Raw genomic sequence first — 12,005 nt, forward strand, 5'->3', positions numbered from 1 at the left:
GGGGCGGGGGGGTGGCCCGCACCGCCGGGGGGGGAAACACCCCTGGGACCTGGGGGGTTTGGGGGGGTTTGCCCCCCCCCCCCCCCCCCCGCCGGGGGGGGGGGGGGGGGGGGGCCCGGGGCGGGCCCCCGCCCCCACCCCCCGTTCCCTGCCGAGGAGAAGGCCTTGTCGAGAAACGCATCCGCCGCCGCGGCGCTGATCATCGTGGCCAGCGCCGCCGCGGTGCTCACCAGCGCGCCACCCGCCCTCGCGGCCACCACCACGCTCTACGCCGCGCCGGACGGCGCGGGCACCGCCTGCACCGCCGCCGCGCCCTGCACGCTCACCACCGCGCAGGCCGCCGTGCGCGCGATAAATACCGCGATGTCCGGCGACATCGTCGTGCAGCTGGCCGACGGCACCTACCGGCTGCCCGCGCCGCTGCGGCTGACCGCGGCCGACTCGGGCAGCAACGGCTACCGGGTGGTGTGGCAGGCCGCGCCCTCGGCCCGGCCGGTGATCACCGGAGCCCGGGCGGTGACCGGCTGGACGCTTGCCGACGCCGGGCGCAACATCTGGCGTGCCTCGGTCGGCGCCGGCCTGGACAGCCGGCAGCTCTACGTCGACGGCGCGCTCGCCGTGCGGGCCCGTACCCAGGTCAATCGCGCCGACTTCACCGCCGACAGCACCGGCATGCGGTTCACCAACGGCGCGCTCGGCTACCTCAACAACCTGGCCAACCCCGGCCGGGTGCAGATGGAGGCGGTCAACTCGTTCACCGACCGCTACGCCTCGGTGCAGAGCATCAGCGGCAACCTGATCACCATGCAGCAGCCCGGCTGGAGCAACAACAACGTCGGCTACGACACGTTCACCAGCCCGCACCGGGCCGGGCCGCTCTACCTGGCCAACGCCTACGAGTTCCTGGACGCGCCGGGCGAGTGGTACCTGGACCCGGGCAGTGGCGCGTTGTCCTACATCCCGCTCGCCGGCCAGAGCATGAGCACCGCCCGGGTGGAGCTGCCGGCCCTGCAGTCGCTGCTGGAGATCGGCGGCAGCTACGACGCCCCGGCGCACCACGTCACGCTCACCGGCCTCACCCTCACCGGCACCAGCTGGCTTGGCGCCAGCGGCAACCAGGGCTTCGCCGACCAGCAGACCGGCGCGTACATCGCCGGTGACTGGGCCCGGCCGGCGTTCACCGCCTGCCACAACGGCTGTCCGCAGTTCGAGGCGACCCGGCCGCAGTGGCGGCAGATGCCGGCCGCGGTGCAGATCTCGGCCGCAAGCGACATCACGCTGAGCGACTCCGTCTTCGTCAACCTCGGCCAGACCGCGATCGGCATCGGCAACGACGCCAACGCGCACAGCACCGGCGTGGGACTTGGCGCGCGCAACATCGTCGTCACCAGGTCCGAGATCGCCCGCAGCGCGGCCGGCGGCATCGTCGTCGGGGGTGTGCGCGCCGACGCCCATCACCCCGGCGACTCCCGCATGATCAACCGGGACATCACGATAAGCGACAACCGGCTGCACGACCTCGGCCTCGACCACCGCGGCATCGTCTCGGTGCTGGCCACCTACGTCACCAACGCCACGCTGTCGCACAACGAGGCCTACAACCTGCCGTACACAGGCATGTCGGTCGGGTACGGCTGGGGCTCCAACGACGCCGGCGGCAGCAACCACTACGCCGACCGAGGGCTGTACAACTACCAGCCGCGGTACAGCACCGCCACCACCGCGTCCGGCAACCGGGTCGTCGGCAATTACGTGCACGACGTGATGCAGCAGATGAACGACGGCGGCTGCATCTACACCCTGTCGGCGAACCCGGGCGCGGTGATCAGCGACAACCACTGCCTGCGTACCAACGGCTACTTCGGCATCTACTTCGACGAGGGCTCGCGCTACTACACCGCGCGCAGCAACGTCTTCGGCTCCACCGGCACCTGGGCCACCGCCAACTACTGGTTCGCCGAGAACATGGGCAACTTCACCGTCGCCGGCAACTGGTCGACGAACGGCAGCACCAACGTCACCAACGGCGACCGGGGCAACGTGGTGTCCGGAAACGTCACGGTGACCAACGGCAACTGGCCGTCCGGCGCACAGGCGGTGATGGCCGCGGCCGGGCCGCAGTCCGGCGGCGGCACCCCCGGCACGCTGCTCGTCGGCGGCCAGTCCGGGCGCTGCCTGGAGATCGGCGGCTCGGCCACGGCCAACGGCACCCCGGCCCAGCTGTGGGACTGCACCGGCGCGGCCAACCAGCGCTGGACGCACACCGCCTCCCGGCAGCTGATGGTGTACGGCAACAAGTGCCTCGACGCCTCCGGGCAGGGCACCGCAAACGGCACCGCGGCGATCATCTGGGACTGCAACGGCCAGCCCAACCAGCAGTGGTCGGTCAACGCCGACGGCACCATCACCGGCGTGCAGTCCGGCCTCTGCCTCGACGTCACCGGCAACGCCACCGCGAACGGCACCCGGATCGACCTGTGGTCCTGCCACGGCGGGGCGAACCAGCGGTGGACCATGCGTACCTGATCGCCTCCTCAGGGGTACGGGACGGCTGTGGGGTGCGATGGCCCGCACCCCGCCGCCGTTCGCACCCACCGGCTCGCCGTCGACCCGGGCCGTGAATGCCGAACAACGGGGAATCGGCCCATGGTTGAATGCGGGCATGTCGTTCAGTTTCGTGGTCGCGGGCCGGATCCCGATGTCCCCGGCGACCTACGAGACGTGGCTCGATGCGCCGGTGCCGGGCTCGGCGATCATCGACAACCCCGGCGACATGTTCGCCGGCTGGTACTGGGACGACCGCGCACGCCCCGAAAACTGGAGTAACGCGCCGGCCGGGGCGACGCCACGCGAGATCGTCGCCACGCGCGACCCCGAAGACACGATCACGCTGGTACGGCATGAGCGCGGCGCGCTTGAGGCCTACCTCTGGACGCCGGCGCGGTCCGGGCACTGGACCACCGGCCAGCAGCAGCTGCTGCTGATGCTCGCGGGTGCCGGCGACACCGGGCACGTGCTGTTCTGGGAGGACGCGTCCGGCTCGCTGCCATCAGGCGACTCGCTTCTGGCGCTGCTGCGCGGCAGTCGTTTCGTGCCCGCCGCCGATGACCTGGACCAGCTCATCGACGCGCTGCGCCCGGCCGAGGACGCGTTCTTCGAGATCGCCGCGGGCGCGGACGACTGACGTCCTGCCGCGTCCAGCCGGGCGCGGGGCAAGGTCAGTCCAGGCAGAACTCGTTGCCCTCGATGTCCTGCATCGGGATGCAGGACTCGTTCTCCTCGTCGGCGAGCAGCACCTGCACGACTGTGGCGCCGAGCGCGACAAGCCGCTTGCTCTCCGCCTCAAGCGCGGCCAGGCGTTCCGCGCCGACGAGCCCGGTGCCGACCCGCACGTCGAGATGCACCCGGTTCTTCACGGTCCGGCCCTCGGGTACGCGCTGGAAGAACAGCCGCGGGCCCACGCCGTTGGGGTCGGCGGCGACGTACGACGCGCCCTGCCGGTCGAGGGGCAGCGAGCGGTCGTACTCCTCCCAGGTGGCGAAGCCGGTCGGTGCGGGCGGCACCACGTAGCCGAGCACCTCGCACCAGAACCGGGCGACCCGCTCCGGTTCCCTGCAGTCGAACGTAACCTGTACCTGCCTGACTGTTGCCATCGGTCCACCATAGACGCAGCGCGGGGGCGCGGTGATCGGGACTGCCTCCCGGCGCCCTTCGTCAGTGAATGGGCCGCCGCCGGTTGTCCGCGATCCCGGACTTGCGCAGGAAATAGCTGTTCACCTGGTCGCGCCACTCCCCCGCGCACCGCACCTGCTCGTCGAGCAGCTCGCCGACCCGCGCGTACAGCTCCGGCGTCAGCAGTCCGGCCGGCTTCAGGCCACGCCACAGATCCCGCATCCGCTCCACCTCGGCCACGCCCGCGAAGTGCGTGTCGTAGATGTGCTGGATCACGGTCCGGCCACTGCGCAACCGATGCGTGTAGGGCACGTGGTGCAGAAACAGCAGCAGCTCATCCGGGGTGTCGGTGACAGACTCGAAAACCTCGCTCCACGGGTACGGGTAGCAGCCCGCGAACCCGGTCCCGCTCGCCACCGTCCGGTCCACGCCGACGCCGTCCCGGTCCGCGAAGTGGTAGGTGCCCCACGGCGTGTACTCGTAGCCGTCCACATCCGGCCCGTAGTGGTGGCCGGGCCGGACCATGAACCCGACACCGAGCGGCGCGGTGTAACGCTCATAGGTCCGCCACGACTCGCCCATGATGGCGTGGAAGGCCGCGCGCAGCCCGTCCCCCGCGTCGAAGGTCAGGCCCAGCCACTCGTCCAGGATCGCGGCCGGCGTCAGCGTGGGGTCCCAGGCCAGGCGGCCGAACGCGTAGAGGTTCGCCTGGGCCAGCGGGTGCCCGGTCCAGAACGGGTCGTCCCCGGTGTTCGCGACCGCCACGGCCTCCGCGACCGTGCCCGCGATCGTCGCACCCTCGGCGCCGCGCGGCCGGAAGCCGAGCACCTCCGCCCACATCGGCGCCAGATAGCAGACGTGCTTCTGCTGGCCGGTGTACTCCTGCGTGACCTGCAACTCGAGCGCCAGCCGGGTTCCGGGCATCGCCGCCAGCACCGGTGAGACCGGCTCGCGCGGCTGGAAGTCCATCGGCCCGTGCTTGACCTGCAGGATCACGGTGTCGGCGAACGCACCGTCGAGCGGCGTGAAGTGGTCGTAGGCCGCGCGCGCCCGGTCCGTACCCCGGTCCCGCCAGTCCTGTCTGTGGTTGTAGACGAACGCACGCCAGTGCACCACGCCGCCGTGCGGGGCGAGCGCGGCGGCAAGCATGTTCGCGCCGTCCGCGTGCGTGCGCCCGTAGGCGAACGGACCCGGCCGCCCCTCGGAGTCGGCCTTGACAAGCACGCCGCCGAAGTCCGGGATCCGCTCGTAGACCTGCGCGAGCGTCACCTCCCACCAGGCGCGGACCGCCGGGTCGAGCGGGTCCGCGGTGTCCAGGCCGCCGAGCAGCATCGGCGCGGCGAACGTGACCGCGAGGTGCACGCGGATGCCGTACCCCCGGAAGATTTCGCTCAGCAGCACGATCTCGTCGAGCCGGTCGGTGAGCAGGTGCGCCTCTGTCGTGTGCACGTTGACGTTGTTGAGCGCGACCGCGTTGATGCCGATCGAGGCGAGCAGCCGGGCGTAATCGCGGATCCGGGGCAGCTGATCATGCCGGAACTCCCCCGCCCTCCAGAAGAGCGAGCCGCCGGCGTAACCGCGCTCGACCTGCCCCATCACCGGATGCACGTCGACGTTGTCCCAGTGGTCGAGCATGCGGCGGGCGAAGGCCGGGCGGCTGCGCAGCGGGGGCGCGGGCGTGAACGCGGCCTCTCCGAGTCGTACCGTGGCGAAGAGTCCGTGCAGCAGCCCGGCGTGCGTCGCTGACGTGACGGTGGTGGCGTGCGGCTCCCGCGTGATTGCGTAACCGTCGCCGTCGGCGCTGTCCAGCGCGAAGATCAGGTCGGCGTGACCGCTCGTGATCAGCGCGCCCCCGTGGTTGGCGCAGGCCGCCCGGACCTCCTCGCGCACAGTTCCGGAAACGTCGACGCGGACACGGCGGGAGCCGATCGGCCGCCAGACGTCGGTGGGCAGCCACGCCGGATGCACGGAGACGGTCGCCATGCCCGCATTATGTCAACGATCGTCGATCCGCGCTGGCGTCCTCTCTGCAGGGTCGGGCTCGCTTCGCGCATCGGTGTCCGCCGGCTCCCCCCGCGGGATCAGCGTCCTCGGATAATTCGCTGGTCCGGCGCGGCCCCGGCGGTGAGGATCAGCGGGTGGGAACGTACCTGGAGACCGCGCGCCTGACCCTGCGCCACTTCACCGCCGACGACGTCGACCTGCTCGTCGAGCTGGATTCCGACCCGGACGTGATGGCGTTCCTGACCGGCGGAGCACCGACGCCACGCACGGAGATCGAGGAGCACGTTCTTCCCCGATTCATGAGCGACTATCCGAGGCTCGGCGTGTTCGCGGCCGTCGAACGGGACTCCGGCACGTTCATCGGCTGGTTCGCGATGTCCGCCGAGGCCGAGCTCGGATACCGGCTGCGGAAGGAGTTCTGGGGCCGCGGCTATGCGACCGAAGGATCCCGCGCGCTGATCGACAGGACCTTCGCCGAGCACGACGTCGACCGCGTCTGGGCGGTGACGATGGCGGTCAACACCAGGTCCCGCCGGGTGATGGTGAAGGCCGGCCTTACCTACGTGCGCACGTTCTTCCCCCACTTCGACGACCCGATTCCCGGAACCGAAAAGGGCGAGGTGGAGTACGCCGTGACGCGCGCTGAACGGATCGGCTGACAAAAATGTCGTACCCTCGTGTCATTCTGCGCGACATGGCACATCTGACTCCGATCCCTGCCGAAGAGCCCCGCTTCCGGCAGGTGATTTCGCAACGCGACGCGCGTACGCGTCTCGCGCAACTCCTCGCACGCACCGGTCCCGCCGACGTCGTCACCGTGATCGCGGACGGTGACCGCCCGCTCGCCGCGCTCGTCCCGGTGCAGGCCGCGCAGTCCGCCGCCGAGGCCGCCGCGTCCGCCCGGCGCGCGGAGAAGTCCGCGGCCGGCTGGTCCGCACGACTGGAACGGTTGCGCGCACAGCTGCTGGCCCGGCACGCGGCCGAAACCGACGGCCTGACCAGGGCACTCGCCGAGGCCTGGGCCGAGCTGGACCGTCGCAGCCCACCGGGCCGGGACCCGGCCGTCGACCACCTCCGCGCAGCCCACCGCCCCCTCCTCACCGACGACGGCCGCGCGGCCGCCTAGACGCTGTATCCACGTGCGCCGGGCCGGCCGCCACCTCAGCCACGGACAACCTGTCCCTGGATGAGGTGGTCCTTCATCCGCGCGGCGATCTGCCGCACCGTGTGAGGCATGAGCGAACGTCACCTGCACGGAAAACTCGCGGTTGTCACCGGCGCGAGCGACGGGATCGGCCTCGGCCTGGCCCGCCGCCTCGCCGTGGCCGGCGCCGAGGTCATCCTCCCGGTCCGCAACGAGGCGAAGGGCCGCGCCGCCCTCGACACGATCAACGGCAACGCCTCGCTGCGCCGCCTCGACCTCGCCTCGCTGTCCTCGGTCGCCGCACTTGCCGACACCCTCACCGCGGAGGGCCGCCCGATCCACATCCTGATCAACAACGCGGCCGTGATGACGCCGCCGACCCGGTTCACCACCACGGACGGCTTCGAGATCCAGTTCGGCACCAACTATCTGGGCCACTTCGCGCTTGTCGCCCGGATCCTGCCGCTGCTGATCGCCGGCCGGGCCCGGGTCACCACCCAGTCCGCCCTGGCCGCGATGGGCGGCAGGATCAACTGGGCGGACCTCCAGTGTGAGCGCGCCTACTCGCCGTGGACCGCCTACAACCAGTCGAAGCTTGCGAACATGCTCTTCGGCCTGGAGTTGGACCGGCGCAGCCGTACCCACGGATGGGGTGTCACAAGCAACGTCGCCCACCCGGGCCTGGCGTCGACGAACCTGCAGACCACCGGCCCGACCATGGGCGGGCAGTGGTCTCCGCTGAAGTCGCCGTTCAAGTCCGTCTTCCCCGCGCTGTCCCGGCTCGGCTGGCCGGTCCAGACCACCGAGGGCGGCCTGCGGCCCGCGCTCTACGCCGCCACCGATCCCGCCGCCCGCGGTGGCCGCTTCTACGGCCCGCGCGGGCTCGCCCACCTCACCGGCCCGGCCACCGAGGAGAAGATCTACAAGAGCGCCCGGAGCCCCGAGGACGCGGCACGGCTCTGGGACCTTTCACTCGGCCTGGCGGAGGTCACCTTCGCCGCTCGGGCACACTGACATCATGGACCGGGCTCAACTCGCCGACTTCCTGCGGAGCCGGCGCGAGGCGCTACAACCGGAGGACGTCGGCCTGCCCCGCGGCCCGCGCCGCCGCACCGGCGGCCTGCGCCGCGAGGAGATCGCCGCACTGTCCGGCATCTCCGCCGACTACTACAGCCGCATCGAACAGCAGCGCGGTGCCCAGCCGTCCGAGCAGATGCTCGCCGCCCTGGCCCGCGGCCTGCACCTGTCGCTCGACGAACGCGACCACCTGTTCCGCATCGGCGGCCACCCCGCGCCGCAACGCCACCCGCGCGGCGACCACATCAACCCCGGCATGATGCGCATCCTGGACCGCCTGGAGGACACCCCCGCCCAGGTCGTCAACCACCTCGGCGAGACGCTCCGGCAGACCCGCCCGGCCATCGCGCTGATGGGTGACGAAAGCCGCTGGACCGGTCTGGCCCGCAGCATGCTCTACCGCTGGTTCACCGACCCGGGCTCCCGGGAGCTCTACCCGCCGGAGGACCACCTGCTGCACGGCCGCATCTTCACCGCCCAGTTCCGCCACGCCTACACCCGCGGCCTCCCCCGCGCCGCCGAGCTCCTCGACACGCTCCTCCCGCTCAGCCCCGAGTTCGCCGCCATCTGGGCCGAACATCAGGTCTCCGCCGTCTACAGCGACGCCAAACGCTTCACCCACCCCGCCCTCGGCCGCCTCGACCTCCACTGCCAGACCCTCGTCGACCCCGACCAGTCCCAGACCCTGCTGGTCTTCACCGCCGCCCCCGGCACCGAAAGCCACGAGAAACTCCAGCTTCTCTCCGCCGTCGGCTGACCCCAACACCCACCTCGAGCCGTCAGCCGGCGTCCGGCGTGGGGTCGGCCCAGGACTCGGTGATGTCGAGGATCGCCATGCCCGGCGGCTCGGCTCAGTGCGGTGCCGGGGTGCGGGTCGGGGAGACTGGCAGCGGAGGACGCCGAGGTGCGGAGGCCGGATGAGCGAGACCGAACGTCGCTGGGCGCAGCAAGCACTCGCCCGGATGCGTGCCGCGCGGGCCGCCGAGGAACCCGTTCCGCTGCGGCGCTACCCGGTGCCGGAGGGGTGGGGTGTCGCGCTGTACTTCCGTGACGAGTCCCGGCGGCCGGCCGGAAGCATCAAGCATCGGCTTGTGCAGCGGCTGTTCGAGGACGCTGTAGCCCGGGGCGACGTCCGGCAGGACACCACTGTCGTGGAGGCGGGCGCCGGCAACGCCGCGGTCGCCACAGCCTATTTCGCGCAGCTCATCGGCGTACCCTCGATCGCTGTTGTCCCTGGAAAGACGTCGGCCGCGAAGCGGGCGCGGATCGCACGGTACGGCGGCGTCTGCCATCCGTTCGATCCACCGGCCGCGATCTATGACGAGGCGGCCCGGCTCGCCGTCGAGCTCGGCGGCCACTACCTCGACCATCTCCACGGCGCGGCGCACGCCGAGGACTGGCGCGGGCCGGACAGCGTCGGGGCCTCGCTGCTGGCCCAGGTCGTCGCGGCGCACGGCGGTCCGCCCGCGTGGGCGGTCGTGGGCGTCGGCACCGGGATGACAAGCGCGACGCTCGGACGCCACCTGCGCTACCACGGCTATCCCACCCGGCTGGCGGTGGTGGACCCGGAGAACTCCGCCTACTGGCCCAGCTGGGTGACGGGCTATGCCGGGTACGGCACCGGCATGCCATCCCGGATCGAGGGCATCGGCCGGCCGCGGGTGGAGCCGGCGTTCCTGCCCTCGGTCATCGATCTGGTGATGCCGGTGCCGGACGCGGCGAGCGTTGCCGCCATGCGTCATCTGGCCACGGCCACCGGGTGGTCCGCGGGCCCGTCCACCGGCGCCAACCTCTGGGGTGCGCTGCGGCTCGTGCACCGCATGCGTGAGGGTGGCGAGAAGGGCAGCATCGCCACCGTGATCGGCGACGGATCTCCGGACGAGCGACGACTCGACCCGGGCCCCTATGCCGAGACGATCGACCGTTTCCTCGCCGGTGGCACGTGGACCGAGCCCACACCCTGAGGCCTGCGACGGCTTACCCGGCGCCCGCCCCGGAGATCGGCACATCCGAGCGACCGGGCCGCCACGATTCCCGTCGGCACCGAGGGTGTCAGTCGCGGTTGAAGCGCCGGGCCGATGTCGCGCTCCTCGGTCACGCGCCTCCTCGTGGAGGATCAGTCCGGCAGGAGCGGCGCCGCCTGGTGGAGGTCTCGTCCCAGACGCGCGGCGCGGGTCACCGACGACGATCCGAATCGGTCACGGATCGCGTCGAGCGCTGAGTCCAGCCCGTCGTCGTGCGGGTCGTCGAAGGGCAGCTCCGGTTGTACCGCGCCGCCGCCGTCCAGGTTCCCGACCGCCACGCCGACCAGCGTGATGCCGCGCTGAGCGATCAGCGGCCGGGCCGCGGTGAGCAGCAGGCGTGCGGTGTCCAGGATCGTCCGCGTGCTCATCGTGGCCTTGACCAGGCTGCGGGAGCGGGTGGCCCGCGTGTAGTCGCCGAACCGCAGCCGCAGCATCACGGTCCGCCCCGGCCGGCCGGCGGCACGCATCCGCCGCGCCACCCGGTCCACGAGCGCGGCCAGCACCGCGTCGACCTCCTCGTACGTGTGCGGCCCACGCCCCAGCGCGTTCTGCGACCCGATCGAGCCGCGGCGCTTGCCGACGCGTACCCGCCGGGGATCGTGGTTGTGGGCAAGCGCGTGCAGGTGGCGGCCGGCGCCCGCGCCAAGCATGGCGACAAGCGCCGCCTCCCCGACCCGGGCGACGTGACCGACAGTGAGGATTTGCCGTTCCCTGAGCTTCGCCGCGGTCACCGGCCCGACGCCCCACAGCCGCTCCACCGGCAGTGGATGCAGGAACTCCAGCTCGCCGCCGACCGGCACGACGAGCAGACCGTCCGGCTTCCCGACGCCGCTCGCCACCTTCGCGAGAAACTTCGTGGCCGCGACTCCCACGGTGATCGGCAGCCCGACCCGCTCCCGCACCTGCTCACGCAGGGTCGCCGCGATCTCCTCCGGGCCGCCTCGGATGCGCCGCAGCCCACTCACATCCAGGAACGCCTCGTCGATCGAGATGCCCTCGACAAGCGGCGTCGTGTCCCGGAACACCTCGAAGACCCGCTTGCTCGCCTCCGAGTACGCGCTCATCCGCGGCGGGACGACGATCGCTTCCGGACACAGCGCCCGCGCCGCCGCAAGCCCCATCGGGGTCCGCACCCCGCGCGCCTTCGCCTCGTAACTCGCCGCCAGCACGACACCGCCGCCGACGAGTACCGGACGGCCTCGCAGCCGCGGATCATCACGCTGCTCGACAGAGGCGTAGAACGAGTCCAGGTCGGCGTGCAGGATCGTCACCGCGCCAGCATAGAACAAATGTTCGAATATGCAGCTACAGCCTCTGATCCAGTTCCTTCTTACGCTCTCGCGGCGGCCGGCCCCCGCGCGTCAGGGGGACCAGAAGACCTCGACGCGCGAAGCGTCGTCCCGATCGATGACGCACCGGAACTCAGTGGTGCCGGCACCGACCCGTCCGGCCTCGACCGAGTTCAGCGAGTCCCGGATCGTGGCCTCGTACCCCGTGCCGTCCGACGGCTGCACCCGGAGCGTTAACTCGTAGACCGTGTCGTCGTTGATGATCGATCCGGTGTCCTGGACTGACAGCACTGCCGCGGTGCATGCACGGCCGTCGCGGATTTCCTCATCGCTGAGGTGATCGACTCCTATCGCCGCGTAGACGAACCAGATGAAGCCGCCCACGCATCCGAGGAACCCGAGGACACCCGCGCCGATCACGATCGGCAGCCAGTTGACCCGGCCCCCACTCGACTGCGACACCGATAACAACCCTTCGCCCTGCCATCCGGACGGCCGCAGCGTAAATGATCATGTCAATCCGGGCCACCACGCTGGGGCGACGTCGCGCCAGCATGGAACAACGTTCTAAACGCGCAGCTAAAGCCTTTACGGATCCAACTCCTTCTCCCGCTCTCGCGGTGGCCCGGCCCGCACGCTCCCGACTCTGCTGCCCATTCGCGTCCGGGGCCGAGGGCCGGGGCCGAGGGCCGGAGGCGGGGGCCGGAGGCGGGGGCCGGAGGCGGGGGCCGGAGGCGGGGGCCGGAGGCGGGGGCCGGAGGCGGGGGCCGGAGGCGGGGGCCGGAGGCGGGGGCA

The 12,005-nt window shown here is 71.5% G+C and carries 11 protein-coding genes; 7 read left to right on the top strand and 4 right to left on the bottom strand.

All coding sequences use genetic code 11. The annotated features are described in order from the left end of the window. Window positions 1-165: 165 nt before the first annotated feature. Window positions 166-2,526: an RICIN domain-containing protein gene (locus tag ACIA8K_RS40870; RefSeq protein ID WP_396068895.1), complete on the top strand. Its 2,361-nt coding sequence runs from the start codon at window positions 166-168 to the stop codon at window positions 2,524-2,526. 136 nt (window positions 2,527-2,662) lie between these two features. Next, window positions 2,663-3,184, top strand: a complete 522-nt coding sequence (locus ACIA8K_RS40875; protein WP_396068896.1) for a hypothetical protein — start codon at window positions 2,663-2,665, stop codon at window positions 3,182-3,184. A gap of 34 nt (window positions 3,185-3,218) precedes the next feature. On the opposite strand, the gene ACIA8K_RS40880 is transcribed toward ACIA8K_RS40875, so the two are convergent. Both ACIA8K_RS40880 and ACIA8K_RS40885 read right to left on the bottom strand, forming a co-directional pair. Next, window positions 3,219-3,653, bottom strand: a complete 435-nt coding sequence (locus tag ACIA8K_RS40880) for a VOC family protein (RefSeq protein ID WP_396068897.1) — start codon at window positions 3,651-3,653, stop codon at window positions 3,219-3,221. 61 nt (window positions 3,654-3,714) lie between these two features. Next, a complete protein-coding gene (locus tag ACIA8K_RS40885; RefSeq protein WP_396068898.1) occupies window positions 3,715-5,655 on the bottom strand; it encodes an alpha-glucuronidase in 1,941 nt (646 codons plus the stop codon). A 155-nt stretch (window positions 5,656-5,810) separates the two neighbouring features. Between ACIA8K_RS40885 and ACIA8K_RS40890 the strand changes: the two genes are divergently transcribed. The 5 genes from ACIA8K_RS40890 to ACIA8K_RS40910 all read left to right on the top strand — a co-directional run bounded on the left by ACIA8K_RS40890 (window position 5,811) and on the right by ACIA8K_RS40910 (window position 9,861). Further along, window positions 5,811-6,335, top strand: coding sequence for a GNAT family N-acetyltransferase (locus tag ACIA8K_RS40890; protein WP_396068899.1), 525 nt, complete (start codon window positions 5,811-5,813; stop codon window positions 6,333-6,335). Between the two features lie 35 nt (window positions 6,336-6,370). Further along, window positions 6,371-6,802, top strand: a complete 432-nt coding sequence (locus ACIA8K_RS40895) for a type II toxin-antitoxin system Phd/YefM family antitoxin (RefSeq protein ID WP_396068900.1) — start codon at window positions 6,371-6,373, stop codon at window positions 6,800-6,802. 108 nt (window positions 6,803-6,910) lie between these two features. Further along, entirely contained in the window at window positions 6,911-7,834 is a 924-nt protein-coding gene (locus tag ACIA8K_RS40900) for an SDR family oxidoreductase (RefSeq protein WP_396068901.1), read from the top strand. Window positions 7,835-7,838: 4 nt separating this feature from the next. Then, complete coding sequence (locus ACIA8K_RS40905; RefSeq protein WP_396068902.1) at window positions 7,839-8,654, top strand: helix-turn-helix transcriptional regulator; 816 nt, start codon at window positions 7,839-7,841, stop codon at window positions 8,652-8,654. Window positions 8,655-8,814: 160 nt separating this feature from the next. Continuing rightward, the gene (locus tag ACIA8K_RS40910; RefSeq protein ID WP_396068903.1) at window positions 8,815-9,861 is read left to right on the top strand and encodes a PLP-dependent cysteine synthase family protein; all 1,047 of its coding nucleotides are present in this window, start codon (window positions 8,815-8,817) and stop codon (window positions 9,859-9,861) included. Between the two features lie 152 nt (window positions 9,862-10,013). Here the strand turns inward: ACIA8K_RS40910 and dinB are convergent, their stop codons facing one another. Beyond that, entirely contained in the window at window positions 10,014-11,192 is a 1,179-nt protein-coding gene (gene dinB, locus ACIA8K_RS40915) for a DNA polymerase IV (protein WP_396068904.1), read from the bottom strand. Between the two features lie 90 nt (window positions 11,193-11,282). Then, entirely contained in the window at window positions 11,283-11,672 is a 390-nt protein-coding gene (locus tag ACIA8K_RS40920; RefSeq protein ID WP_396068905.1) for a hypothetical protein, read from the bottom strand. Window positions 11,673-12,005 lie beyond the last annotated feature (333 nt).

The sequence above is a fragment of the Catenuloplanes sp. NPDC051500 genome, from assembly GCF_044454585.1.
GTDB lineage: Bacteria > Actinomycetota > Actinomycetes > Mycobacteriales > Micromonosporaceae > Catenuloplanes.